The 25,261-nt window shown below is 70.5% G+C and carries 28 protein-coding genes and 1 riboswitch; of the genes, 11 read left to right on the forward strand and 17 right to left on the reverse strand.

The features are described from left to right. Positions 1 to 138: 138 nt before the first annotated feature. The gene (locus B116_RS0116900) at positions 139 to 783 is read left to right on the forward strand and encodes a C39 family peptidase (RefSeq protein ID WP_027659178.1); all 645 of its coding nucleotides are present in this window, start codon (positions 139 to 141) and stop codon (positions 781 to 783) included. A 65-nt stretch (positions 784 to 848) separates the two neighbouring features. Here the strand turns inward: B116_RS0116900 and dusB are convergent, their stop codons facing one another. From dusB to B116_RS0116920, 4 genes are all read right to left on the reverse strand, one after another. Further along, positions 849 to 2,021, reverse strand: coding sequence for a tRNA dihydrouridine synthase DusB (dusB, locus tag B116_RS0116905; RefSeq protein WP_027660753.1), 1,173 nt, complete (start codon positions 2,019 to 2,021; stop codon positions 849 to 851). 71 nt (positions 2,022 to 2,092) lie between these two features. After that, complete coding sequence (locus B116_RS0116910; protein ID WP_018723897.1) at positions 2,093 to 3,472, reverse strand: glycine--tRNA ligase; 1,380 nt, start codon at positions 3,470 to 3,472, stop codon at positions 2,093 to 2,095. A 111-nt stretch (positions 3,473 to 3,583) separates the two neighbouring features. Beyond that, positions 3,584 to 4,057, reverse strand: coding sequence for an Rv0361 family membrane protein (locus B116_RS0116915; protein WP_026322014.1), 474 nt, complete (start codon positions 4,055 to 4,057; stop codon positions 3,584 to 3,586). A gap of 164 nt (positions 4,058 to 4,221) precedes the next feature. After that, positions 4,222 to 4,563: an antibiotic biosynthesis monooxygenase family protein gene (locus tag B116_RS0116920; protein ID WP_027660754.1), complete on the reverse strand. Its 342-nt coding sequence runs from the start codon at positions 4,561 to 4,563 to the stop codon at positions 4,222 to 4,224. 27 nt (positions 4,564 to 4,590) lie between these two features. Here B116_RS0116920 and B116_RS0116925 point away from each other — a divergent pair, with 27 nt between their 5' ends. Genes B116_RS0116925 through B116_RS0116945 form a run of 5 tightly spaced genes read left to right on the forward strand, consistent with a single transcriptional unit; the run spans position 4,591 to position 7,892 of the window. Continuing rightward, complete coding sequence (locus tag B116_RS0116925; protein WP_027660755.1) at positions 4,591 to 4,848, forward strand: hypothetical protein; 258 nt, start codon at positions 4,591 to 4,593, stop codon at positions 4,846 to 4,848. A 54-nt stretch (positions 4,849 to 4,902) separates the two neighbouring features. Continuing rightward, positions 4,903 to 5,910: a metal ABC transporter substrate-binding protein gene (locus tag B116_RS0116930; protein WP_027660756.1), complete on the forward strand. Its 1,008-nt coding sequence runs from the start codon at positions 4,903 to 4,905 to the stop codon at positions 5,908 to 5,910. After that, positions 5,907 to 6,668 (forward strand): metal ABC transporter ATP-binding protein, encoded by a 762-nt coding sequence (locus tag B116_RS0116935; protein ID WP_027660757.1) that lies wholly within the window; start codon positions 5,907 to 5,909, stop codon positions 6,666 to 6,668. The genes B116_RS0116930 and B116_RS0116935 overlap by 4 nt, the downstream gene beginning before the upstream one ends. Position 6,669: 1 nt before the next feature. Next, on the forward strand, positions 6,670 to 7,545 hold the full coding sequence (locus tag B116_RS0116940; protein ID WP_018723903.1) for a metal ABC transporter permease: 876 nt from the start codon (positions 6,670 to 6,672) through the stop codon (positions 7,543 to 7,545). Positions 7,546 to 7,583: 38 nt separating this feature from the next. Further along, positions 7,584 to 7,892 (forward strand): ArsR/SmtB family transcription factor, encoded by a 309-nt coding sequence (locus tag B116_RS0116945; protein ID WP_018723904.1) that lies wholly within the window; start codon positions 7,584 to 7,586, stop codon positions 7,890 to 7,892. 4 nt (positions 7,893 to 7,896) lie between these two features. On the opposite strand, the gene B116_RS0116950 is transcribed toward B116_RS0116945, so the two are convergent. Further along, positions 7,897 to 8,724 carry an alpha/beta fold hydrolase gene (locus B116_RS0116950; RefSeq protein ID WP_027660758.1) on the reverse strand — a complete coding sequence of 276 codons (828 nt, stop codon included), beginning with the start codon at positions 8,722 to 8,724 and terminating at the stop codon, positions 7,897 to 7,899. A 104-nt stretch (positions 8,725 to 8,828) separates the two neighbouring features. Next, a riboswitch (TPP riboswitch) is annotated at positions 8,829 to 8,935 on the forward strand. Between the two features lie 70 nt (positions 8,936 to 9,005). Here B116_RS0116950 and B116_RS0116955 point away from each other — a divergent pair. The 4 genes from B116_RS0116955 (at position 9,006) to gndA (ending at position 13,471) form a co-directional block, all read left to right on the forward strand. Further along, positions 9,006 to 9,602 (forward strand): ECF transporter S component, encoded by a 597-nt coding sequence (locus B116_RS0116955; RefSeq protein WP_018723906.1) that lies wholly within the window; start codon positions 9,006 to 9,008, stop codon positions 9,600 to 9,602. A gap of 106 nt (positions 9,603 to 9,708) precedes the next feature. Continuing rightward, positions 9,709 to 11,136, forward strand: coding sequence for an ABC transporter ATP-binding protein (locus tag B116_RS0116960; protein WP_027660759.1), 1,428 nt, complete (start codon positions 9,709 to 9,711; stop codon positions 11,134 to 11,136). After that, positions 11,133 to 11,933, forward strand: coding sequence for an energy-coupling factor transporter transmembrane component T family protein (locus B116_RS0116965; RefSeq protein ID WP_018723908.1), 801 nt, complete (start codon positions 11,133 to 11,135; stop codon positions 11,931 to 11,933). Before B116_RS0116960 ends, B116_RS0116965 begins: the two co-directional genes overlap by 4 nt. 101 nt (positions 11,934 to 12,034) lie before the next feature. Next, a complete protein-coding gene (gene gndA / locus B116_RS0116970) occupies positions 12,035 to 13,471 on the forward strand; it encodes an NADP-dependent phosphogluconate dehydrogenase (protein ID WP_018723909.1) in 1,437 nt (478 codons plus the stop codon). Positions 13,472 to 13,487: 16 nt separating this feature from the next. Here gndA and B116_RS0116975 read toward each other — a convergent pair whose 3' ends face one another. The 12 genes from B116_RS0116975 to hrcA all read right to left on the reverse strand — a co-directional run bounded on the left by B116_RS0116975 (position 13,488) and on the right by hrcA (position 24,343). Then, complete coding sequence (locus B116_RS0116975) at positions 13,488 to 14,264, reverse strand: isoprenyl transferase (RefSeq protein WP_018723910.1); 777 nt, start codon at positions 14,262 to 14,264, stop codon at positions 13,488 to 13,490. Between the two features lie 41 nt (positions 14,265 to 14,305). Continuing rightward, positions 14,306 to 15,142: a DNA repair protein RecO gene (gene recO, locus B116_RS0116980; RefSeq protein WP_018723911.1), complete on the reverse strand. Its 837-nt coding sequence runs from the start codon at positions 15,140 to 15,142 to the stop codon at positions 14,306 to 14,308. Between the two features lie 63 nt (positions 15,143 to 15,205). Further along, positions 15,206 to 16,363, reverse strand: coding sequence for an acyltransferase family protein (locus tag B116_RS0116985; protein WP_027660760.1), 1,158 nt, complete (start codon positions 16,361 to 16,363; stop codon positions 15,206 to 15,208). 160 nt (positions 16,364 to 16,523) lie between these two features. After that, positions 16,524 to 17,423, reverse strand: a complete 900-nt coding sequence (era, locus tag B116_RS0116990) for a GTPase Era (protein WP_018723913.1) — start codon at positions 17,421 to 17,423, stop codon at positions 16,524 to 16,526. Beyond that, positions 17,420 to 17,797 carry a cytidine/deoxycytidylate deaminase family protein gene (locus B116_RS0116995; RefSeq protein ID WP_018723914.1) on the reverse strand — a complete coding sequence of 126 codons (378 nt, stop codon included), beginning with the start codon at positions 17,795 to 17,797 and terminating at the stop codon, positions 17,420 to 17,422. The genes era and B116_RS0116995 overlap by 4 nt, the downstream gene beginning before the upstream one ends. Then, the gene (locus B116_RS0117000) at positions 17,790 to 19,205 is read right to left on the reverse strand and encodes a hemolysin family protein (protein WP_027660761.1); all 1,416 of its coding nucleotides are present in this window, start codon (positions 19,203 to 19,205) and stop codon (positions 17,790 to 17,792) included. The genes B116_RS0116995 and B116_RS0117000 overlap by 8 nt, the downstream gene beginning before the upstream one ends. Beyond that, positions 19,181 to 19,654 (reverse strand): rRNA maturation RNase YbeY, encoded by a 474-nt coding sequence (ybeY, locus tag B116_RS0117005; protein WP_018223033.1) that lies wholly within the window; start codon positions 19,652 to 19,654, stop codon positions 19,181 to 19,183. Before ybeY ends, B116_RS0117000 begins: the two co-directional genes overlap by 25 nt. A gap of 17 nt (positions 19,655 to 19,671) precedes the next feature. After that, positions 19,672 to 20,730, reverse strand: coding sequence for a PhoH family protein (locus tag B116_RS0117010; protein ID WP_018723916.1), 1,059 nt, complete (start codon positions 20,728 to 20,730; stop codon positions 19,672 to 19,674). A 157-nt stretch (positions 20,731 to 20,887) separates the two neighbouring features. Next, complete coding sequence (locus B116_RS0117015; protein ID WP_018723917.1) at positions 20,888 to 21,250, reverse strand: histidine triad nucleotide-binding protein; 363 nt, start codon at positions 21,248 to 21,250, stop codon at positions 20,888 to 20,890. A 56-nt stretch (positions 21,251 to 21,306) separates the two neighbouring features. Beyond that, positions 21,307 to 22,041, reverse strand: a complete 735-nt coding sequence (locus B116_RS0117020) for a 16S rRNA (uracil(1498)-N(3))-methyltransferase (protein WP_027660762.1) — start codon at positions 22,039 to 22,041, stop codon at positions 21,307 to 21,309. Between the two features lie 64 nt (positions 22,042 to 22,105). Beyond that, the gene (dnaJ, locus tag B116_RS0117025; protein WP_018723919.1) at positions 22,106 to 23,251 is read right to left on the reverse strand and encodes a molecular chaperone DnaJ; all 1,146 of its coding nucleotides are present in this window, start codon (positions 23,249 to 23,251) and stop codon (positions 22,106 to 22,108) included. A gap of 69 nt (positions 23,252 to 23,320) precedes the next feature. Beyond that, complete coding sequence (hrcA, locus tag B116_RS0117030; RefSeq protein ID WP_018723920.1) at positions 23,321 to 24,343, reverse strand: heat-inducible transcriptional repressor HrcA; 1,023 nt, start codon at positions 24,341 to 24,343, stop codon at positions 23,321 to 23,323. Positions 24,344 to 24,579: 236 nt separating this feature from the next. Between hrcA and B116_RS26830 the strand changes: the two genes are divergently transcribed. Continuing rightward, complete coding sequence (locus tag B116_RS26830) at positions 24,580 to 25,140, forward strand: DUF4870 domain-containing protein (protein ID WP_188116040.1); 561 nt, start codon at positions 24,580 to 24,582, stop codon at positions 25,138 to 25,140. Positions 25,141 to 25,261: the final 121 nt, after the last annotated feature.

Genomic DNA, 25,261 nt, shown 5'->3' on the forward strand with positions numbered 1-25,261 from the left:
CCCGGGCCGCCCGAGTAGCACCCCCTCCGGGCGAGACCCCCCCTTTGTTCGATCTCTTCTCGAACCACCCCTTGCGACCCACCGGCGCACCCCCCTCTTTGCGTCCGTGGCACCCCCGAGCGGAAGGCTTCGATCATCATGCGTACCGACATCCTNCGCAAGACCGCCCTGACCGCTGCTGGCCTGATCGCCACCGGCGGCGCCATCGCCGCCCCCGCCAGCGCCGCCTTCGCCGCCCCCACCGCGCAGCCCACCGCGCAGAGCGAGCGCGACGGCACCCGCGTACTCCCGGTCGACTACGAGGCCCAGCCGAACTTCTACTACTGCGGCCCCGCCGCCGCCCGCAACGCCCTGTCCGTACAGGACAAGGAAATCGACATGGACACGATGGCCAAGCGGATGGGCACCACCGAATCCGGCACCGACTCCATCAACGACATCACCCCAGTGCTGAACACCGAAACCGGCAGCGACGTGTACCGCAGCGTCGAGATCTCCACCCCCGCAGCCGACGACAAGCAGACCGACACCCTGCGCGAAGACATCATCCGCACCGTCGACGACGGCCGCGCCGTCGTAGCCAACATCGCCGGCACCGCCACCGACACCAACGGCGAGAGCCACTCCTTCGCCGGCGGCCACTACATCACCGTCAACGGCTACCGCGACGCCGGCAACGAAGTGAAGATCGCCGACTCGGCGAACCCGAACACCGCCGAGTACTGGATCACCACCGAAGCCCTCGCGGACTGGATCGCCACCCGCGGCTACTCCACCAGCTGACCACCACCAGACCAGGGCCGGCCCCACCAGGGGCCGGCCCTCGTCGTTGTCCGCCGAGGCCGAGCTCAGCCGCCCGAGTCGGCCAACTCCGCGCCCTGCGGAACCGTGTCGTCGTCCCGGCTGTCCAACCACCCGTTCGGCAGGAACACCTTGCCCGGCGAGTTGGTCCGGCCCCGGGGCTGGCCCAACGTCTCCACCGGGAACGGCGCCGCCGGGTCGAGCTTGCCGAGCAGATCGTCGAGCTGCGCCAGGCTGTCAATCATCGCGAGCGACCGACGTAGCTCACTGCCGACCGGAAAGCCCTTCAGGTACCAGGCGACGTGCTTCCGGAAGTCGGTGCAGCCATCCCGTTCACCGCGCGCGGCGTCCCGGGCCCCGACAGTGAACTGCTCGACCAACAGCTCCGCGTGCCGGCGCATGGTCGTGGCCACCTCCCCCAGCGTGGGCAGCCGCCGGTGCGACGAACCGGTGAAAGCAGCCTCCAGGTCGGCGAAGAGCCACGGCCGGCCCAGGCAGCCCCGCCCCACCACGACCCCATCGACTCCGGTGTGCGCCACCATCCGCAGCGCGTCGTCCGCCTCCCAGATGTCGCCGTTACCCAGCACCGGCACGTCCAGCGCCGCCTTCAGCGTCGCGATAGCGTCCCAGTCGGCGGTCCCGGAGTACCGTTGGGCAGCCGTACGCCCGTGCAGCGCCACCGCCGCGACACCAGCATCCTGGGCGGCGAGGCCCGCCTCCACGTACGTCAGGTGATCGTCATCGATGCCCTTGCGCATCTTCACGGTGACCGGCACCCCGGCAGGTGTGGCGGCGTCCACCGCGGCCCGCACCAGCCGGGCGAAGAGCCGACGCCGCCACGGCAGGGCGGAGCCGCCGCCCTTGCGGGTGACCTTCGGGACCGGGCAACCGAAGTTGAGGTCGATGTGGTCGGCGAGGTTGCGTTCGACGATGATCCGCACGGCGGCGGCGGTGGTGTCGGGGTCGGTGCCGTAGAGCTGGAGGCTGCGCGGCGACTCCCCGGAGCCGAAGGCGATCATGCGAAGCGTCTTGGGGTTCCGCTCGACCAGCGCGACCGTGGTGATCATCTCGCAGACGTAGATGCCACCGCCCTGTTCCCGGCAGAGCTGACGGAACCCGACGTTGGTGATGCCCGCCATCGGCGCCAGGACCACCGGCGGCCACACCTGGTGCCGCCCGATGGTCAGCGGGCGGGGCGGGACGGCCTTCGTCGTGGTCACTACTCCAGTGTAAGGAGGCCCTGGCCGTCCCCCCGCTGGCCTACCAGCGGGGGGAGGAGTAACTCCGTGGCTCAGCAGCCGGGGAGGCGCTCGATCAGGTACCGCTCGACCTGGTCCAGGGAGATCCGCTCCTGGGCCATCGTGTCCCGGTTCCGTATGGTCACCGCGTCGTCATCGAGAGTGTCGAAGTCGACCGTCACGCAGAACGGGGTGCCGATCTCGTCCTGCCGGCGGTAGCGGCGGCCGATGGCCTGCGAGTCGTCGAACTCCACCACCCAGCGCTTACGCAGGTCAGCGGCGAGCTTCCGGGCCTTCGGCGAAAGCGCCTCGTTGCGGGACAGCGGCAGCACCGCCACCTTCACCGGGGCGAGCCGCGGGTCGAAGCGCATCACCGTGCGCTTGTCCACGCCGCCCTTGGTGTTCGGCGCCTCGTCCTCGTCGTACGCCTCGAGCAGGAACGCCAGCACCGCACGGGTGAGGCCGGCCGCCGGCTCGATCACGTACGGGACCCAGCGCTCGCCCTTGGCCTGGTCGAAGTAGGACAGGTCAACCCCGGAGTGCTTGCTGTGGGTGGCGAGGTCGAAGTCGGTGCGATTGGCGATGCCCTCCAACTCCGCGAACTCGGTGCCACCGAACTGGAACCGGTACTCGATGTCGACGGTGCGCTTCGAGTAGTGGGAGAGCTTCTCCTGCGGGTGCTCGTAGCGACGCAGGTTACGCTCGCTGAGGCCGAGGTCGAGGTACCAGTTCCAGCGCTCGGCGAGCCAGTACTCGTGCCAGCCCTCATCGGTGCCCGGTTCGACGAAGAACTCCATCTCCATCTGCTCGAACTCGCGGGTCCGGAAGATGAAGTTCCCCGGGGTGATCTCGTTGCGGAAGGACTTGCCGGTCTGGGCGATGCCGAACGGCGGCTTCTTGCGCGCCACCGTCTCGACGTTCTTGTAGTTGACGAAGATGCCCTGGGCGGTCTCGGGTCGCAGGTAGTGCAGACCCTCGTCGCTCTCTACCGGGCCCAGGTGAGTCTTCATCAGACCGTTGAACATCCGCGGCTCGGTGAAGGTGCCCTTGTTTCCGCAGTTCGGGCAGTTCAGCTCGGTCAATGAGGCTGGCGGACGACCGTGCTTGGCCTCGTACGCCTCCTCCAGGTGGTCGGCCCGGAACCGCTTGTGGCAGGACTGGCACTCGGTCAGCGGGTCCACGAACGCGTCCAGGTGGCCGGAGGCGGCCCAGACATCACGGGCCAGGATCACCGCGGAGTCAAGGCCCACCACGTCGTCGCGCTGCTGGACCATGCTCCGCCACCACTGTCGGCGGACGTTCTCCTTCAGCTCCACCCCGAGCGGGCCGTAGTCCCACGCCGAACGGGTACCCCCGTAGATCTCGCTGGACGGGAAGACAAAACCCCGACGCTTGGCGAGGCTAACGACGGCGTCGATACGGTCTGCAGGCATTTTTCCTCCTACGCCGGCTGGCGGTCGGCGGGGACAGTACGGGATGGAGCGAGGCTCGGGACAACGGCACGACCGGCGACGTCCTGAGCCAAGGAGAATACCGGGGGCGGTTCAGCTGACCCCGCACACCTCCAGTTCGCCGGTCTGCTGGTTCTGCTCCAGGTTCACCTGTTGGCGATCGTGGCCACCGCCGCTGAAGATGACCTCGACCGGCACGGTCAGAGTGTTCTGGTCGACCTCGCCGACCCGGAACGAGGCCACCTGCGGCTCACTGGCGACCCGCCGTTCAAACTCCGGCCGCGACTCCTGCCGCCGCACCTGGGCACAGAGTTGGTCGTAGGCGGCACCGTAGTCCCGCTCCATCAGCGCCTGGTAGTAGTCGGTGGAGGCGGACCGTCCCTGCTCGTCGATCGCCTGCACGCCGGTCACCACGAGCCCGATCACCGCCGCGCCCCCGCCGCCGCAGCAGAGCGCCAGTGCGAGCGCCCCGGCGCCGAGCCCCAGCCAGAGCCGGGTGCGACGGCCCTCGACCGGCGGCGCCGCGAACGGCGGCACGACACCGGGGCCGGCGGGCGGGTTCGGCACTCCCGGCCCTGGGGGCGGGCCGGGCACGGCAGGAGGTGCGGCGCCGTCTGATGGGCCGGGCACGGCAGGGGGTGCGGCGCCGTCTGGCGGGCCGGGCACCGACGGGTGCGGTGCGGGAGCGGCCGGTCCGGGAGCGGTCATGGGATCAATGTAGTGCGTATCGCTCACCGGTACGGATCGGCCGCCCGATCGCTCGCCGTCACGACCACGTCGGCACCGGGTGCCGCGGTGGCGAGGGCCTCGTAGGCCGAAGGTTCGTCGACCGACTCGGCGAGCAGCGGAACCGCGGTGACCTTGACATCGAAGCCACCGAGCGCTCGCCGGTAGGTGCCGACCGACTCCCACTCGGTGAGCAGGCACCAGTAGCGCGGATCGTCCAGAGCGCGGATGAGTTGCCCGCGCAGGTACCCGGGGCGGGCCGCGAGCGCCGCGAGCGCGGCGTGTGCCCGCACGGTGAAATCGTCAACGACATCGGCCTCGACCACGAACCGGTTGGTGACCAACACCGGCTACCTCCTCGTAAAGTCTGTGGGATGCAGCGTACGCAGCACCGGATTGCAAGCTGGTTGGCCCGGGCAAACCCGACGGCAGTCTTCCTGGCCACCCTGGTGGTGGTGCTGGTGGCTCTCTTCACTCCGGGGGTGATCGGCGGGCTACTCACCCTCGCTCTCGCGGCGGTCGTGGCCACGCTGGTGGTCACCACGGGCGCGAGCCAGCCGGCCCGGCTGCGGGTGGTCCGGCTCCTGGTGCTGACGCTGCTGATCACCGCCGGGCTGGTCAAGCTTCTCTGACATGCACTCATGCGTTTTTGACAATCATTATCATTGTTGCGGACAGTTGCCTTCATGAACAACCGCCGTGCTCCACGCGCCCTGGCTGCCACCTCCGCCGCACTGCTCGCCCTCGGCGCCGCCGCCTGCTCCGACAAGCCGGCCGATGCCGATCCGGAGCGGGTTGAGGTCGTCGCCGCGTTCTACCCGCTGCAGTTCCTGGCTGAGCAGATCGGCGGAGACGCGGTAGCCGTCAGTAATCTGGTCAAGCCCGGCGCCGAGCCGCACGACGTCGAGTTGAGCCCGGGCCAGGTCGGGGAGGTGGCCGGGGCCGAGCTGATCGTCTACCTCAAGGGCTTCCAGCCGCAGGTCGACGAGGCCGTGCAGCAGAACGCCGCCGACCGGGCATTCGATGTCACCACCGTCGAGCCGCTGCTCGACGCCACCGCCGCCGGCCACGACCACGACCACGAAGGCGAAGGCGAAGGCGAAGGCGAAGGCGGACACGAGGGTGAGGGCGGCGCCGAGACGCCGGCGGACCCGGACCACGCGGCGGATGCCGGCAGCAAGGACCCGCACCTATGGCTGGACCCCACCCGGCTCGCCACCGTCGGCGACCAGCTCGCCGACCGGCTCGCCCAGGCCGACCCCGAGCACGCTGACGAGTACACCGCCCGCGCGACCGAGCTCCGCGGCAAGCTGGACCAGCTCGACGCAGAGTTCGCCGCCGGCTTGAAGAACTGCCAACGGCGGGAGATTGTGGTCAGCCACACCGCCTTCGGCTACCTGACCACGCGTTACCAGCTGGAGCAGATCGGCGTCACCGGGCTGAGCCCGGAGCACGAGCCATCGCCGCAGCGGCTGGCCGAGGTGATCGAGGAGGCCAAGGAGCACCAGGCCACCACGATCTTCTTCGAGACGCTGGTCAGCCCGAAGGTCGCCGAGACCATCGCGGCCCAGGTCGGGGCCGAGACCGCGGTGCTCGACCCGCTCGAGGGGCTCGCCGCCGACAACAACGGGGACTACTTCTCGGTGATGCGGGCCAACCTCGCGACGCTGCAAACCGGGCTGGACTGCGCATGAGCACGCCCATCATCACCGTCATGCGGGCGACGATCGGCTACGAGGGCCGGGCCGTACTGCGAGACATCTCGCTGACCGTGACCAGCGGTGAGGTGGTGGCCGTGCTCGGCGCCAACGGCTCCGGCAAGTCCACCCTGACCCGGGCCGTGCTCGGGCTGGTCCCGCTCAGCTCCGGCTCGGTCGAGCTCTTCGACCAGCCGGCGCGGCGATTCCGTCAGTGGCACCGCATCGGGTACGTCCCGCAACGCCTCGGCGCCGGCGGTGGCGTACCCGCCACCGTCGGCGAGGTGGTCGCGGCGGGCCGGCTGGCCCGCCGCGGCATCCTGCGGCCCCCCGGCCGCGCGGACCGGAGGGCGGTGGCGACCGCGCTGGCGGCGGTCGGTCTCGCCGACCGGACCGGTGATCCGGTCTCCACCCTCTCCGGCGGCCAGCAGCAGCGCGTCCTCATCGCCCGGGCCTTGGCCGGCGAGCCGGAGCTGCTGGTCCTCGACGAGCCGACCGCCGGTGTGGACGCGGCGAGCCAGGAGGCGTTCGCCGGAGCGCTCCAGGAATTCGTTGTCGGCGGCGGTACCGTCCTGCTGGTCGCACACGAGCTGGGGCCGCTGCGGCCGTTGATCTCCCGAGCCGTCGTCGTACACGCCGGGGGGATCGCTCACGACGGCATGGTGCCCGAACCGGCCGGTCACCACGCCGACCCCGACCACGACCACGTGCACCCGCACGGTCCCAACGAGCCCGCCGGTCTCTGGAGCGCGTGAGATGGAACTCTTCCAGTACCCGTACATGCAGCGTGCGCTGATCGGCGCGTTGGTCATCGGCCTGGCCGCCCCGGCTCTCGGCATCTACCTGGTACAGCGGCGGCTGGCCCTGATCGGCGACGGCGTCGGGCACATGGCGCTCACCGGCGTCGGCGCCGGCCTGCTGTTGAACCGCTCCCCGGTCCTGGTGGCGGTGATCGTGGCCAGCCTCGGCGCGATCACCGTCGAGTTGGTCCGGGCCCGCGGTCGCACCTCCGGCGACCTGGCGCTCGCCCTGCTCTTCTACGGGGGCATCGCCGGCGGCGTGATGCTCGTCGGGCTCTCCGACAGCACCAGCACGAGTCTCAACGCGTACCTTTTCGGTTCGCTCTCCACCATCGCCCCCACCGACCTGGCCACGATCGCGGTACTCGGTGCGGCGATCCTGGTCACCATGCTGGCGTTGCGCCCAGCACTCTTCGCGATCTGCCACGACGAGGAGTACGCGCGAGTCTCCGGGCTGCCCGTCCGCGCCCTCAACCTGCTCCTCGCGGTCGCCACCGCGGTCACCGTCACCATCGCGATGCGCGCGGTGGGCGTCCTGCTGATCAGCGCGCTGATGGTGGTGCCGGTCGCCGCCGCCCAACAGGTCACCCGCGGCTTCCGCAGCACGATGACGGCCGCCATGGCGCTCGGCCTCTTCGCCGCCGGGTCCGGGGTCTACGTGGCGGCCAACGCCGACACCGCCCCTGGCGCGTCGGTGGTGCTGATGGCGATCGCCTCGTTCGCGGTGGTGGCGCTCGGCGGCGCGGGCTGGCGGACGCTACGACGACGGCGGGTCGCCACGGCGGACGCACCGACCCCCGAGCCGCACGAGGTGGTACTCAGCCAGTCCTAACCAACGGCGCAATCCTGGGACTGGTTATCGTTAACCCTGTGAGCAGCGAGTCCGGCTACGACGCCTTCGAGGGGGCGAGCGAGCTGCTGCGTGCCCTCTCCGCCCCGATCCGGCTAGCCATCGTCAACCAACTCGCCGAGGGCGAACGGTGCGTACACGAGCTGGTCGACCAGCTCGGCGCCGCGCAGCCGCTGGTCTCCCAGCACCTGCGGGTGCTCCGCGGCGCCGGGGTGGTGCGGGGCTCCCGGCGCGGGCGGGAGATCGCCTACACGCTGGTTGACGAACACGTCGCACACATCGTGGCGGACGCGGTCAGTCACGCCGGCGAGCACACCACCCCCACCTGAGGGCTCACCGCGAGTCGCGGACCAGCGCCACGATCGCGTCGGCGAGCGGCGCTGGTGCCCGGTCCGGAATCCAGTGGCTGACCCCAATCAACTCGACGAAGCGGTAGTCCCCAGTCACGTGGCTGGCGCAGGCCTCGGCGGCGGTGCGGCCAAGGGCGATGTCCCGGTCGCTCCAGACGTACGTCGTCGGCACCGACACCGGCCCGACGGCCGCCAGATCACCGTGGGACATCGCCCGGTACCAGTTCAAGGCAGTCAACGCGCCCGGAGCGCGCATCGGCTCGACGTACGTGGCCACCCGGTCGGCGTCGCCGGCTCCGGCCAGCATCCGGCGCAGCCCGGTCGCCCGCAGGGCCAGCAACACCGCCTCCGCCGTACCTTCCCGCCGGAACAACCGCATGTACGCCGAGCGGGCCCGCTGCGACCGGTCGGCGCGCAGGGCATGGGCCAGGGCCCCCGGGTGCGGCACGGAGACCGCGGTCAGGGACCGCACCCGGGCCGGATGGTCCGCCGCGAGGGCCCAGCTGACCGCGGCGCCCCAGTCATGCCCGACTACGTGCGCAGCGGCGATACCGAGGCGGTCCAGCACCGCCACCGCGTCGCCGACCAACTCACCGAGGCGGTACGCGGAGACCGCCGCCGGCCGGGCGCCGGGCGAGTAGCCACGCTGATCGAGTGCGTACGTGCGCAGCCCGGCGCGGTGCAGGAGCGGCACCACGTCGGACCACTCCCCACTGTGCTGGGGGAAGCCGTGCAGCAGGAGCACCGGCGGGCCGGCCGGCGGGCCACCAACGTGGAGATCGAAGGCGAAACCTCGGACATCGATACGCATGATCGGCAGCCTACTCGGGGTGTACCGGAAGAACCCCCGCCGAACTGCACCAATGCCACTTTGTTGAAATGTTTTCGGAGGTGCTAGCGTCGGTCGCACATTTTCACCTCCGACAGGGGAGCGCACAGCGCTGAGAGTGTGGGTAACACCCCACAGACCCTCGAACCTGATCTGGGTAATGCCAGCGCAGGGAGTTCGGTCGGCCTCCAGTCGTGCCATCGTCCGGCCGCACCGGACATGGACGCGCCCCTCCTGTTCCCCGGAGCAGACAGGGAAGACCAATGACCAAAATCAGATCAAAAGCCGACCGCTGGCGCACCGTCGATGTCGTCGTCGCCGCCGTTATCGCCGTCACCTTCGGCGTCATCTTCTGGGCCTGGGGGCTGCTCTGGAACGTCGCCACCCCGGCGTTCGCCTTCTTCCCGGCGGCGCAGGCCCTCATGTACGGCGTCTGGCTGCTCCCGGCGGTGCTCGGCGGCCTGGTGATCCGCCGCCCCGGCGCGGCATTCTTCTGCGAGGCGGTGGCCGCAGTGGTGTCCACACTGCTCGGCAACGAGTGGGGCAGCACCACCATCCCTCAGGGCATGGTCCAAGGGCTCGGCGCCGAACTGGCCTTCGCCGCCTTCCGCTACCGCTCCTTCCGACTGCCCACGGCGCTGCTCGCGGGTGCGCTGGCCGGCCTCGGCGCGGCTATCTTCGACTTCTTCGTCTGGACCCACTTTTACGCAATGTTCAGCTACCGAATCCCGTACGCGCTGCTGACGATCGCCAGCGCCGCCGCCATCGCCGGGATCGGCGCCCGGCGTCTGACCCAAGCCCTGGCCAAGACGGGCGTGCTGGACCGGTTCCCCGCCGGCCGCGAACGCTTCACCATCTGAGCACCGTGGCAGGCACAAGGTCGTCGCCGCAGACCGCGCCCGGGCGTGCCAACAGCGCCCGGCGCGGCGTGCCCAGGATCAGCACCCGGCTCCGGGGCGGCGGCCGGTGAGCGCGGTCCGGTTGCGAGGCTTCGGGTGGCGGCACGCGGGGCGGAAGCGGTGGGCCGTACGCGGGCTCGACCTGCGGATCGAGCACGGCGAACGGGTCCTCCTGCTGGGGGCCTCCGGGGCGGGTAAGAGCACCCTGCTCGCCGCGTTGGCCGGGCTGCTCCCCGAGGACTCCGGCGAGCAGGAGGGCACCGTCGAGGTTGACGGCCGGGACCCGCGCACGGCCCGAGAAGAGGTCGGCCTGCTCTTCCAGGACCCGGAGGCCCAGCTGGTGATGGCGCGCTGCGGCGACGACGTCGCCTTCGGCCCCGAAAACCGCGGGCTACCCACCGAGCAGATCTGGCCCCGGGTGGACGAGGCACTGCGCCGGGTCGGCTTCCGCTACGGCCGGGACCGATCGACCGCCGCGCTCTCCGGCGGCGAACAGCAGCGTCTCGCCCTCGCCGGGGTGCTCGCGCTCCGCCCGAGCCTGCTGCTGCTCGACGAGCCGACCGCCAACCTGGACCCGGCCGGTGCGACGCTGATCCGCGACGCGGTCGCCATGGCGCTCGACACCGACACCACCCTGCTCCTCGTCGAGCACCGGCTCGCCGAGGCGCTGCCGCTGGTCGACCGGGTGGTCGTGCTGGCGCCGGGCGGCGGCGTCCAAGCCGACGGTGCCCCGCAAGCGGTCTTCGCCGCGCACGGCGAGGCGCTCGCCGCTGAGGGGGTCTGGGTGCCGGGCCATCCGACGCCCCTGCGGCGGGCCACCACCGCCCCCGGGACGGAGTTGCTCGCCGCCGACGAACTCGCCCTGCCGCCCCGGCTGGCCAGCGTCTCCCTCACCGTACGGGCCGGCGAGGCGCTCGCCGTCCACGGACCCAACGGGGCCGGGAAGTCCACCCTGGCCCTCCTGCTGGGTGGGCTGCTCGCACCGACGGCGGGCCAAGTCACCGCGACCCCAGAGCTGGCCGGCAGGGACGCCCGCACCCCACCGCACCGATGGCGGGCGCCGGCACTGGTGGGCCGGATCGGTTCGGTCTTCCAGGACCCGGAACACCAGTTCGTCACCACCACCGTCGCCGATGAGCTGGCGCTGGGCCCACGCCGTACCGGCCGAACCGAGGCGCAGGTCCGCACCACCGTGGACGCGCTACTCGACCGGCTCCGCCTGACGGCGCTCGCCGAGGCGAACCCGTACACCCTCTCCGGTGGCGAGGCACGGCGACTGAGCGTGGCGACGGCCCTGGCCACCGCGCCCCGCCTGCTCGTCTGCGACGAGCCCACCTTCGGCCAGGACCGGCGGACGTGGCGGGAGCTGGTGGAGCTCTTCGCCGAGCTGCGCGACAACGGGCACGGTCTGGTCACGGTGACCCACGACCCGGAGTTCATCGCCGCGCTCGCCGACCGCCAGGTACGGCTCGACCATCCGCGGAGCGCGCTGTGATCAACCTCGAACCGGTGACCCGACCGGACGCCCCGCTGGCCCGACGCAACCCAGTGGCGAAACTGGCAGCGGCGCTGCTCTGCTCGTTCATCCTGATCGCCACCCTCGACCCGGTGACGCCGGCCATCGCCATCGCCTTCGAACTGGCCCTGCTACCGCTGTTCGGCGTGCGGCTCCGGGTGCTCGCCCGCCGGGCGATGCCGCTGCTGTTCAGCGCCGTCGGCGTCCTCGTCACGCTGGTGCTCTTCGCCGCCGAGCGCTCCGGACGTATCCTCGCCGAGGCCGGCCCATTCCTGATCACCTCCGGCGTGCTGATCACCGCGCTCGGTCTGGTGTTGCGCATGTTCGCGGTGGCCCTGCCGGGATTGATCGTGGTGGCAACCACCGACCCGACCGACCTGGCCGACGCGCTGGTACAAAATGCCAAACTGCCCGCCCGCTTCGCCTACGGGGCGCTAGCGGCGTTCCGGTTGGTGCCGCTACTCGCCCAGGAGTGGCAAATGATCAGCATGGCGCGGCGGGCCCGGGGCGTTGACGCCGGCCGGAATCCGCTGGCCCGGCTGCGGATCTTTGGATCGACCGCGTTCACGCTACTGGTCGGTGCGATCCGCCGCGGAACCCGACTCGCGGTGGCGATGGACGCGCGGGGCTTCGACGCCATGACCCCCCGGTCGATGGCCCGCCGCCAACACTTCGGCCGCGCCGACGGTCTCCTGATCGCCGGTGCGGCGGTACTGGCCGGCGCCGCGCTCACAGTCAGCGTCGCCGTCGGCGCGTTCCGCCCCCTGATCGGCTGACCGCCGGGCCCAGCGCAGCGCCGAGTGAGGTGGGTGCGGGCCGGCCGAACGTGGAGCGCGATACGGTCACAGACGGAGATCGAGGCGGAGGGGTGGCACGGATGAGCGGGAAGGCACAGATCGGCGTTACCGGGCTGGCGGTGATGGGGCGAAACCTCGCCCGGAACCTGGCCCGCAACGGCTTCGTCGTGGCGGTACACAACCGCTCCCCGGAACGGACCCGCCGGCTGGTCGCCGAGCACGGCGAGGAGGGGCAGTTCGTCCCCACCGACTCGCTGGCCGACCTGGTCGGCGCGTTGGAGCGGCCCCGGGCGGTCATCACGATGGTCAAAGCCGGCGCCCCGACCGACGCCGTCATCGACGAGTTGGTGCCGCTGCTCGATGCCGGCGACATCATCGTCGACTGTGGCAACGCCCACTTCGCCGACACCCGGCGGCGCGAGGAGGCGCTGCGCAAGCAGGGGCTGCACTTCGTCGGCACCGGTGTCTCCGGTGGCGAGGAGGGCGCGTTGTGGGGGCCGAGCATCATGCCGGGCGGCTCGGCCGAGTCCTACCAGAAGCTGGGGCCAATCTTCGAACAGATCGCGGCGCAGGTGGACGGCGAGCCCTGCTGCCGGCATATCGGGCCGGACGGAGCCGGCCACTTCGTCAAGATGGTTCACAACGGCATCGAGTACGCCGACATGCAGCTCATCGCCGAGGCGTACGACCTCTTGCGGGCTGGTCTGGACGCGACACCGACCGAGCTGGCGGAGATCTTCCGAGAGTGGAACTCCGGCGAGCTGGAGTCGTACCTCATCGAGATCACCGCTGAGGTGCTCGGGCACACCGACGCCAGCACCGGGCAGGCCTTCGTGGACATCGTGCTCGACCAGGCGGAGCAGAAGGGCACCGGACGCTGGACCGTGCAGAACGCCCTGGACCTGGGCATCCCGATCACCAGCATCGCCGAGGCGACGTTCGCGCGTTCCCTCTCCGGACACGCCGACCAGCGTGCGGCCATCCGCCGCGCGTTCGCCGGTACGGGACCGACCTGGCGGGTCGAGGAGCGGGGCAGCTTCATCGAGGACGTCCGGCGCGCGCTGCTGGCCAGCAAGATCGTCGCCTACGCGCAGGGCTTCGACCACATTCGGGCCGGCAGCCAGGAGTACGACTGGGACATCGACCTGGGCGGCACCGCCACGATCTGGCGGGGCGGGTGCATCATCCGGGCGCACTTCCTGGACCGGATCCGGCAGGCGTACGACGACCGGCCCGACCTGCCCACGCTGCTGGTGGCACCGTGGTTCGCCGACACCGTACGCGCCGGGTTGTCGGGGTGGCGGCGCGTGGTCGCCGAGGCTGCCCACGCCGGCGTGCCCACCCCCGCGTTCGCCTCGTCCCTTTCCTACTTCGACGCGCTGCGCGCGAACCGACTACCGGCGGCCCTGATCCAGGGCCTGCGGGACAACTTCGGCGCCCACACCTACCGCCGGGTCGACCGCGACGGCTCCTTCCACACGCTCTGGGCGGGCGATCGCAGTGAGGTTGAAGCCTGACCCCGAGTGCCCAGGGTCAGGCGGTAGGCGCCACCGGGTTCGGCAGTGCTCCGCCGAACCGGCGGTCCCGCTGGGCGTAGAGCTCACAGGCGTACCAGAGGTGCCGCCGGTCGAAGTCCGGCCAGAGCGTGTCCAGGAAGACCAACTCGGCGTAGGCGCTCTGCCAGAGCAGGAAGTTCGAGGTGCGTTGCTCTCCGGAGGGGCGTAGGAAGAGATCCACGTCGGGGACCTCCGGGTGGTAGAGGTAGCGGGCCAGGGTCTTCTCGGTGACCTTGGCCGGGTCGAGCCGGCCGGCCGCGACCTCCCGGGCGATCGCGGCGGCGGCGTCGGCGATCTCGGCCTGCCCGCCATAGTTGACGCAGAACTGCAGGGTGAGCGTCGAGTTGCCGCGGGACATCTCCTCGGCCGCCTGCAACTCCGAGATGACGCTCTTCCACAGCCGCCCGGACCGGCCCGACCAGACGACCCGTACGCCCAGGTCGACCAGTTGGTCCCGGCGGCGGCGGATCACGTCCCGGTTGAAGCCCATGAGGAAGCGCACCTCGTCCGGCGAGCGCCGCCAGTTCTCCGTCGAGAACGCGTACGCCGACAGGTACGGGATGCCCAGCTCGATCGCGCCCTCGACGGCGTCGAAGAGGGAGAACTCTCCCGCCTCATGCCCTTTTGTACGCGGGAGCCCGCGCTCCTTGGCCCACCGGCCGTTGCCGTCCATCACCACCGCGACGTGCCGCGGCAACGCCTCGGCGGGCAGCGCCGGTGGCCGGGCGCCAGACGGGTGGGGGGTGGGCGGCACCGGTGTACGGCCGGTTCGCCTGGTCGATCGGATCACTCGGTCTACTCCCTGTCCACGCCGGCCGCGGCCGGCCCGACTCCGCCGGCCGGCGTCCCGACCGCGCCGGCGGCCGGACCGCCCCGGTCCACCAGCGGCAGCGAGCGTAGCGCGCGCTCCAGATGCCACTGCAGGTGCGCCGCGACCAGCCCGCTGCACTCCCGGCGAACACCGTTCTCGGCGGCGTCGGCAACCCGCCAGTCGCCACTGGTGAGCGCGGTCATCAGGTCAATGGTGGCCGGCGCGGGGTGAGCCGCGCCGGGCGGCCGACAGTCCAGGCAGACGGCGCCGCCGGCCGGGACGGAGAAGGCCCGGTGCCGCCCCGGCGTGCCGCAGACCGCGCAGCCGGCCAGCGCCGGCGCCCACCCGGCCAGGGCCATGCCGCGCAGCAGGTACGCGTCCAGCACCAGGGTCGCGGCGTGCTCCCCGCCGGCCAGCGCGCGCAGCGCCCCCAGGGTGAGCTGGAACAGCCGCAGCGAGGGTTCCCGCTCGACCGGGGTGAGCCGCTCCGCGGTCTCACAAACCGCACTCGCCGCCGTGTAGCGGGGGTAGTCGCCGAGGAGACGCTTGCCGTACAGGTCAATGCCCTCGACCTGGCTGACCGTGTGCAGCGAGCTGCCCTGCTGGCCCTTCGGGTCGCCGGCGAGTTGCAGGTCGACGTGACCGAAGGGCTCCAGCCGGGCTCCGAACTTGCTGGTGATCCGGCGCACCCCGCGGGCCACCGCGCGCAGCCGCCCGTGCCGGCGGGTGAGCAGGGTGATGATGCGGTCCGACTCGCCGAGCTTCTGCACACGCAGCACCACCGCGTCGTCGCGGTAGAGCTGTCGACGGTACCCGGCCATCGGATCATTCTCCCTCAGGGTGACAGCCCTGGGTCGGCTCGGGGTGGCCGCGGGGCCGGCTGGTCATCGTGCGTTGCTGTCCACGTTCCTGGTCTGCAGGCGCTCGTACTCCGGCGACCGGGGTGCCGGCACCGTCGACTGCTTCCGAGCCGTCCCGGCCTGGTCCGCCGAAGTGGCTGCGGTCTGCTCCGTCGCCCCCTCGGGCGGAGCAGCCGCTCGCCGTCCGAAGCCGGGGATCAACTCCGGTCGGCGCTGGGCCGCGATGTCCTCAACCCAGCCGACGAGCAGGACGACGACCCCGAGTAGAGCGAAGACCAGCACGACCCGGATAGCCAGGCCGAGCAGATTCTGGTGCGACCAACCGACCACATCCACCAACGGGGTGAGCGCGACCACGAAGGCCATGTGCCACAGGTACACGGTGAGTGCGCGCCGGTTGATCAGGGTGACCACCCGACTGAAGATCGCGTTGCGGTCGATCCACGCCGTTCTCGCCGGCTCCCGTCCGAGCACGACCAGAATGACACCGGCCGACCAGAGGGCGTTGGCGAGTGGATTGCCGTTGAGGTCGAGCCCCTTGGTACCGGGCTGGGTCAGGTTCCACCAGCCGCCGACGGCGACCAGGGCGATCGCGGTCGGCCACAGGACGCGGTTGGCGAGTCGACGCAGCATCCCCTCCTGGTGGGCGAAGCCCAACATCCACGCCCCGAGGTACAGGCCGAACTGCTGCACCACCATCGGCGGATTCGGGTACAGCCCCAGTTCGATCGCCACAGTCAACGCGTACGGGGCGATCAGGGTGGGCAGCGGGAACCGGCGGAACAACCACAGCGCCAGCGGCGAGACGAGCACAAACCAGAGGTAGTTGCGCAGGTACCAGATCGGGCTCAGCGCCAGGGCGCCCCAGTGGTTCGCCGGCGGGTCGGACACCGGGAAGAGCCAGAGCAGGACCTTGGGAGTGAGCGGCAGCCCGGTGAGCAGCATGGCCGGCACGAAGATCGCGGCGAGCATCCAGAGCGATGGCAGCAGCCGCCGCAGCCGACGACCGACCGCCGCCGTCCCGAACCGATGCAGGGACGCCGCCATCAGCGAGCCGGCCAGCGCGAACATCACCGACATCGCGGGAAAGACCAGCGTCATGGTGGCCCACCCTGTTACGTGGTAAACCACGACCCGTACGACGGCGAGGGCGCGCAGCAAGTCCAGGTAACGATTTCGCATCAGCTCGCAACTGTTTCCGGTGAGGGGAGGGCAACAGTCCCCTACCTTCCGCTGGCGACCTGAAAAGCGCGAGCCCGCTGGAAGAAAAAGTGAACTTCCTCATCAACTCGTCGAAGCCGACAAGTCACCTGGAACGGTCGCGACACGTCGGGCGGTACGGCTAAAAACCGAGCTTACGGAGCTGTTTCGGGTCCCGCTGCCAGTCCTTCGCCACCCGGACGTGCAGGTCCAGATAGACCCGGGTACCGAGCAGCTCCTCGATCTGCCGCCGCGCCCGGATGCCGACATCCCGGAGCCGGCTGGCCCGGTGCCCGATCACGATCGCCTTCTGGCTCGGCCGCTCGACGTACACATCGGCGTAGATCTTGATGACCCGCTCCGCGGGAATCATCTCCTCCACCACCACCGCGATGGAGTGCGGCAGCTCGTCGCGCACACCCTCCAGCGCCGCCTCCCGGATCAGCTCCGCGACCAGCACCTGCTCCGGCTCCTCGGTGAGCATGTCGTCCGGGTAGAGCTGCGGTGACTCCGGCAGGTAGCGGGTCATCACCTCCACCAGCGTGTCGACCTGGTGCCCGGAGACCGCGCTGACCGGCACGACCTCCGCGAAGTCCGCCAGTTCACTCACCGCGACCAGCTGCTTGGCCAACTGCTCCCGGTCGACCAGGTCGGTCTTCGTCACCACGGCGAGCACGGTCGCCTTCAGCTCGGCCAGCTCACCGGTGATGAAGCGGTCGCCCCGCCCGATCGGCTCGTCCGCCGGAATGCAGAGGCCGATCACATCAACCTCGCTCCACGTCTGCCGCACCAGATCGTTGAGGCGCTCGCCGAGCAATGTCCGGGGCCGGTGCAGGCCCGGCGTGTCGACCAGCACGAGCTGCGACTCGGGCCGGTGCAGCACCGCCCGGATGACGTGCCGGGTTGTCTGCGGCTTACTCGAGGTGATGGCGATCTTCTGCCCGACGATCGCGTTGGTCAGCGTCGACTTGCCGGCGTTTGGCCGTCCCACAAAGCAGCCAAAGCCCGCCCGGTACGGCTGCCGAAGGTTCTCGGAAGTCACTCGGCCACCGTCCCGAGGAGCGTGCCGTCCGGGGCCGCCACGTGAATCGGCGCGTCGGCGGCGAGGTCGCGGACCGCCGCATGGCCAGCACCGTCCAGCGTTGACGCCTCGGTCACCACCGCCGCGGCCTCCAGCCGGGTGCAGCCAGCCGCCGCTGCCGAGCCCACAGCGAGCTGAAGTGCGGTCAACGCCAACGAAGGCAGCGAGACGCTCGCCGCGGCGTACGTCCGGCCATCCTGGTCCCGGACGGCGGCACCTTCGGCGGCGCCTACCCGGCCCCGCGCCCCCCGGGCCAGGACGACCAGTTTGGCGTCCTCGGCGGTCAGCTCCACCGGGGTGGACCCGGTAGTCGGTACGGCGGGTGACTCAGGCATCGGCGGGTTGCCTCTCCTCGGCTTGGTCGGTGTCGCCCGGGGCGGCGGTGGATTCGCCGCGCCCCGGATCGTGCTGTTGGTCGGCCGGCTCCACCCGGCGCACCAGGACCGTGTCGATCCGGTTGCGCCGCCCGGTGGTGCCCTCAGCGAGCAGCCGCAGACCGGCCACCTCAACCTGGGCGCCGGGGATCGGTACCCGGCCCAGGGACTGCGCGAGCAGGCCGCCCACCGTCTCCACCTCATCGCTGGGCAGCTCGGTGTCGAACAACTCGCCGAGGTCCTCCACGGGTAGCCGCGCGGTGACCCGCACCGCATCGTCGTCGAGGTGCTCGACTGGCGGACGCTCAACATCGTACTCGTCGGTAATTTCGCCGACGATCTCCTCCAGGATGTCCTCGATGGTGACCAGCCCGCCGGTCCCGCCGTACTCGTCAACGACGATCACCAGATGGTTCCGGGCAGCCTGCATCTCCGAGAGGAGGTCATCAACCGGCTTGGACTCCGGCACGAAGGTAGCCGGGCGCATCAGCTCGGCCACCGGGAGACGCCGATCCTCCGGGGCGCCGCCCTGCGTACGCCGAATCAGATCTTTCAGGTAGAGCACGCCGAGCACATCGTCAACGCTCTCGCCGATGACCGGGATGCGGGAGAAGCCGGAACGCAGAAAGAGCGCCAGGGCCTGGGAGAGCATCTTGTGCCGCTCGATCCAGACCATCTCGGTGCGCGGCACCATCACCTCGCGGACGATGGTGTCACCGAGCGCGAAGACGGAGTGGATCATCTGCCGTTCGCCGTGCTCCACCACGCCGCGCTGCTCCGCCAGATCGACCAGTTCGCGCAGCTCCACCTGGGTGGCGAAAGGGCCCTCCCGGAAGCCGCGCCCCGGGGTGACCGCGTTACCGATCAGGATCAGCAGCGAGGCGAGGGGGTTGAGCGCCCGACCCAGCCAGCGCACCAGCGGCGCCACCCCGCGGCCCACCACGTAGGCGTGCTGCCGGCCGATGGTCCGCGGTCCGACACCGACCACCACGAAGCTGACCACGGTCATCGCCCCGGCGGTCACCACCGCGGCCAGCCAGCCGGCGCCGAGCGAGTCGACCGCGACCAGGGCTACCAGGGTGGTCGCGCTCAACTCGGCGAGCAGCCGCAACAGCAGCAGCAGGTTGAGGTGCCGGACCACGTCACCGGCGACGGACTGCAACGCTCGGGCGCCCCGGGCTCCGTCGCGGACCAACTCGGCCGCGCGGGCCGGCGAGACAGCGGCGAGCGCCGCTTCGGTCATCGCGATCAGGCCGGCGAGGACCACCAGCCCGGCCGCGAGGACTACCAGTTGCACGTCGGGGAGGCCGGATGCACCGGCCGTCGCTGCGGCAAGAGAGGCCATCATCGTGACCGGGTCGACCGCCAACTCACCAGCAGCCGAGCTTGGAGGGCGAACATCTCCCGTTCCTCCTCCGGCTCAGCGTGGTCGTAGCCGAGCAGGTGCAGCACCCCGTGCACGGTGAGTAGATGCAGCTCATCGGCGGTGGAGTGGCCCGCGGTCGCCGCCTGCTTAGCGGCCACCTCGGGGCAGAGCACGATGTCACCGAGCAACGCCGGCTCGGCACCGACAGTGGCGTTCTCCCCCGGCCCATGGTCGACACTGCCCTCATCCATTGGGAAGGCGAGAACATCAGTGGGGCCGTCCCCGCCCATCCAGCGGTGGTTCAACTCGGCCATGTAGTCGATATCGACAAGCAGCACGGAGAGCTCGGCGAGCTGGTTGACCCCCATTTCGTCGAGGGCGTGCCGGGCGACGGCGAGTATCGCGTCGGTGTCGACGTCGACCCCGGACTCATTGGCAATCTCGATGGACACTGTCTTCCTTTGCTTTGTTAGCGGCGCCGACCGGCGCGGCCACCCTGGGTGGGCCGCCCGGGCACCGCCTGCACGCTCTTCGCCTGCTGATTCTCCCGCTCCACATCCCAGCGGGCGTACGCGTCAACGATCTCCCCGACCAGCCGGTGCCGGACCACGTCCGAGCTGGAGAGCTGGGCGAAGTGCACGTCCGCAACATCGGTGAGGATCTCCCGGACGACCCGCAGGCCACTGGTCGTCCCGCCGGGAAGGTCCACCTGGGTGATGTCACCAGTGACCACGATCTTGGAACCGAAGCCGAGCCGGGTGAGAAACATCTTCATCTGCTCCGGCGTGGTGTTCTGCGCCTCGTCCAGGATGATGAACGCGTCGTTGAGTGTCCGACCCCGCATGTACGCCAGCGGCGCCACCTCGATCGTGCCCGCCGCCATCAGCTTCGGGATCGACTCCGGGTCGAGCATGTCGTGCAACGCGTCGTACAGCGGTCGCAGATACGGGTCGATCTTCTCGTTCAGCGTGCCGGGTAGGAAGCCCAACCGCTCGCCCGCCTCGACCGCCGGCCGGGTAAGGATGATCCGGTTAACCTGCTTGGCCTGCAGCGTCTGGACCGCCTTCGCCATCGCCAGGTAGGTCTTGCCGGTGCCGGCCGGACCGATGCCGAAGACGATGGTGTGCGCATCGATGGCGTCAACGTAACGCTTCTGCCCGAGCGTCTTGGGACGAATGGTGCGACCACGCCGGGAGAGGATGTTGAGCGTCAGGACCTCGGCGGGCCGCTCGGCACTGCCCTGCTCGAGCATGCCAACGGTGCGCCGAACAGCATCGGTGGTCAGCGTCTCACCCTTCTCGATGAGTTCGATTAATTCGCCGAAGATCCGCTCGGCGAGAGCGTTGTCCGCGGGTGCGCCGGTGATAGTGATCTCGTTACCCCGAACATGCACGTCACTGCTCACGGAGCGCTCGACCAGTCGCAGGATCTCGTCCCCCGCACCGAGGAGATTGACCATAATCTTCGGTTCCGGGACGGTGATCCTGGTTTGTACCCGGGTCGGGCCGGGAGGCGGGGTGCTGGTCATAGGTTGGGCCGAGTGGCCCTGAGCCACCTGCTCTCGATCTCGGCGCCGGGCCGGTCGCCGCGGCGTGCTGGGCGTTGCCCCCATCGTATCGGTTCAACCGCCGGGGCACCTCGCCCAATTCCCCTGCCCGGCACCGGCCGGCCGATCCCAACGCCGTTCAGCTGAGGTTACCCATCAGCATCGGCCCGAGCGGCGCACCGCCGACCAGGTGCGCGTGGACGTGGAAGACCTCTTGGCCCCCGTACGCCCCGGTGTTGAAGAGCAGCCGGAAGCCGTCACCGAGCAGCCCCTCCTCCTCGGCCACCGCAGCGGCGGTGGCGAGCACGTCGGCAGCGAGCCCCGGGTCCCCCTCCGCCAGGGTGGCCACGTCGGCATAGTGCTCCTTCGGGATCACCAGCACGTGCACCGGAGCCTTCGGATCGATGTCGCGGAACGCGAGGGTTGTCCGGGTCTCCCGGACGACGGTGGCGGGAATCTCGCCGGCGACGATCCGGCAGAACAGACAGTCAGTTGTGCTCACCGGGGCAGTGTAAGGAAACGCTCCGATCGCCGCCGCCCAGAGCGGAAGAACTTGCGCTACCAGCGGCCCAGACGGGCGGCGAGCACCGAAAGCGCGGCCACCCCCGCGGTGGAGGTACGCAGCACCGATGGGCCCAGACGCACCGTCCGGGCGCCGGCGTCAGCGAAGGCGGCCAGCTCGGCCGGGGCAACCCCGCCCTCGGGGCCGACCACCAGCACGATCTCGCCGCGGTCGGGCAGCTCCGCGGTGGCCAGCCGCTCCCCCGCCTGCTCGTGCAGAACGAACGCCGCCGCAGCGCCGGCGATCCGGCGGGCCACCTCGGCGGTGGCTTCGGCCGGTGCCCCGGTCACCACCGGCAGCCAGGACCGACGAGCCTGCTTCGCGGCCTCCCGCACGGTGGCGACCCACTTCCCCCGGGCGCGTGCCCCCCGATCACCCCGCCACTGGGTGACCGAACGTCCGGCCGCCCAGGGCACGATCGCGTCCACCCCGACCTCGGTCATCGCCTGCACTGCCAACTCACCCCGCTCCCCCTTGGCCAGCCCCTGAACGACGACGAGCTGGTGGGCGGGGGCGGCCAGGTAGTCCCGGGCGGTGATCCGAAGGTCCAGCACGCCCTTTCGCACCGCCGTGACCACGGCGACAGCCGTGCCGCCGCGGCCGTCAGCGAGCAACAACTCCTCGCCGGCCCGCAGCCGCTGCACAGTCGCGGCGTGATGCCCCTCCGGCCCGTCCAGGGTCGCCGTCTCGGCGGTGGGTAACGACTCGACCAGGAACAGCGGCGCGGACACGGTGCCAGGCTAGCGACCGTCCCGGTGTCCCGGGCCGCTGGCCTGGGACACCGGGACGGTCGAGTCAGGCGTGACCGTTGAAGGCGTCACGCATCCGAGAGAAGAAGCCGCCCTGCTTGGTCAGCTCGGCGACCTCCTCACCCCGGGTCTGGGCAAACTCGCGCAGCATCTGTTCCTGATCGGCGTCCAGCTTGGTCGGCGTCCGCACATCCAGGTGCACAATCAGATCGCCCCGGCCGGTCCCGCGCAGGTGCGGCACACCGCGGGCGCGCAGCCGCAGCATGCTGCCGGGCTGAGTGCCAGGCTTGACGTCAACCGGCTCCTCGCTGTCCAGCGTCTTGATGGTCAGGCGGGTGCCGAGCGCCGCCGTCGTCATCGGGACAGCCACCCGGCAGTGCAGATCGTCGCCCTTGCGGGAGAAGACATCGTGCGGGCGTTCGTGGATCTCCACGTAGAGATCACCGGCGGTGCCACCGCCGGGACCCACCTCGCCCTGCTGGGCCAGCCGAATCCGCATCCCGTCCTCGACCCCGGCGGGAATCTTGACGGTCAGCGAACGCCGGGTCCGCACCCGGCCGTCCCCGGCGCAGGTGGGGCAAGGGTTCGGAATCGTGGTGCCATAGCCCTGACAGGCGGTACACGGCCGGGCCGAGACCACCTGCCCAAGGAAGGTGCGCTGTACCGACTGCACCTCGCCTCGCCCGCCACACGCCTCGCAGGTCTCCGGATGGGTGCCGGCGGCGGTGCCCGCGCCGGAGCAGGTGGTGCAGAGCACGGCGGTGTCGACCGTGATCGGCGCCTCCACGCCGAAGGCGGTCTCGGGCAGGTCCAGTTCGAGGCGCAGGATCGCGTCGGAGCCCGGCCGGGTCCGGGGGCGTGGCCCCCGCCCGCCGCCACCGGCGGCACCCCCGAAGAAGGCATCCATGATGTCCTGGAAGCCGACGAATGGACCGGCTTCGCCAGGTCCACCCGGACCGCCACCTCCGCCGCCCGGGGCAAGGGGGTCGCCACCGAGATCAACGATCTGCCGCTTCCGGTCGTCGGAGAGGACCTCGTACGCGGCGTTGATGTCCTTGAACTTCTCTTGCGCCTCCACGTCCGGATTCACGTCCGGGTGGTACTTGCGCGCGAGCTTGCGGTAGGCGCGCTTGATCTCGTCGTCGGAGGCTTCCCGGCTCACGCCGAGGATGCCGTAGTAGTCCTTGGCCACTGCGTTCGGTGTCCTCATGTTCGTCTCGCTTGCGCCGACCGCCGGCCCGATCCGGCCGGACGGTAATGCCTAGTTCTGGGCCAGCAGGTCGCCCACGTAGCGCGCCACGGCCCGAACCGTGGCGATGGTGCTGGGATAGTCCATCCGAGTCGGCCCGACCACTCCGAGACCACCCAGGATGGTCACCCCTGGTCCGTAACCGGTGCTCACCACGGAGGTGGCGCGGAGATTGTCGATTTCGTTCTCGTCGCCGATCCGGACGCGCATCGCACTCGGCTCGACCTCCCCGATGAGTTTGAGGAGGACCACCTCCTCCTCCAGCGCCTCCAGGATGGGCCGCAACGACCCCTGGAAATCGAGCAGGCCACCGCGGGTGAGATTGGCGGTGCCAGCGAGGGCGATGCGCTCCTCGTGCCGCTCGACCAGCGTCTCCAGCAGGACGGTGGAGAGGGTGATCATGGCCGGTCGCAGTTCCCCGCTCACCTCGTCAACCAACGCCTGCACGAGCGGCGGGGTGTCGGCGAGCCGGGTACCGACCAGCTTCTCGTTGACCAGCTGACGCAGATCGATCACGTCGTCAGGAGGTATCGGCCCAGGTAGCTCGACGAGCCGCTGCTCGACCCGGCCGGTATCGACGATCATGACAAGCATCAGCCGGGTGGTGGAAATGGGCACCAGCTCCAGGTGCCGAACCGAAGACCGGGCCAGCGACGGGTACTGCACGACGGCGACCTGCCGGGTCAGTTGGGCCAGCAGCCGGACCGTGCGGTGCACCACATCGTCGAGGTCGACCGCGCCGACCAGGAAGCGCTCGATCGCCCGGCGCTCGGCCGGGGTAAGCGGCTTCACCCGGGACAGCCGGTCCACGAAGAGCCGATAGCCACGGTCGGTGGGCACCCGGCCTGCGCTGGTGTGCGGCTGCCGAATGTAGCCCTCTTCCTCCAGCACCGCCATGTCGTTGCGGACGGTCGCTGGGGAGACCCCGAGTTGGTGGCGCTCGACCAGCATCTTGCTGCCGACGGGCTCCTGCGTGGCGACGTAGTCCTCGACGATCGCGCGCAGCACCGCGAGTTTGCGGTCGTCGAGACTCATCCTTCCCCCCTCCTCCTACAGCGCGTCGGCCATCGAGGCGCTTCCTGGCACTCGACTCTAGCGAGTGCCAGTCTACGTCGGCACGCCCGCCGACGCGATGATCAACAAAGATCGAGTACCGTCACCGGATGACGACGCCGGACCTGCTGCCTGAGAGTGCCGACATAGAGTGATCATCCGGACAACCAGGGCGGTGGCGTACTGGGCCCGTTGTCCGCGGCGCCTACGGTGACCCCATGACGGAACCACCTCGCCCTCCCGCCAGCGGAGAGCCTGGGCCACCCGGCCCGGGCCCCGACGACCCCACCACCCCGCTATCCGGAACACCCGGCTCGGGCGGCTATCCGCCACCGGGCAGCTACCCACCCCCCGGCGGCATGCCCCCGCCCGGCGGCTACCCACCCGGCGCTGGCGGCTACCCGCCCGGCGGTGGGTACGGCCCGCCGGGCAGTTACGGAAACAGCGAGGACCGGATGTGGGTCCTCGTCGCGCACGTCGGCGGCGCGATCGGCGCACTGATCAGCTTTGGTCTGCTCGGGTTCGTCGCCCCGCTGGTCGCCTACCTGGCCCGCGGCAACCAGTCACCGACCGTCCGCGCGCACGCCCAAGCGGCGCTCAACTTCCAGATCACCTGGTCCTTGGTCGCCTTCGTCCTGCTCTTCGTGGGCGTGTGCATGCTGTTCCTGCCGAACATCGCCGTCGTGGTGATCCAGATCGTGTTCGGCATCATCGCCGCCCTGCGGGCGAATGAAGGCCAGCAGTACCGCTACCCGATGTCGGCCAGCCTCATCAAGTGAAGCCCGTCTGGCCGGATCCCGACTGGCCGGATCCCGACTGACCGGGTTCTGGCCGGTCGGTTCCGCTGCTGCCAGGTGCCACCGCCGTCGTGGTCCACGCCGGCACCGACCAATCCGTCCG

This window comes from Salinispora fenicalii, from assembly GCF_000514815.1.
Classification (GTDB): domain Bacteria; phylum Actinomycetota; class Actinomycetes; order Mycobacteriales; family Micromonosporaceae; genus Micromonospora; species Micromonospora fenicalii.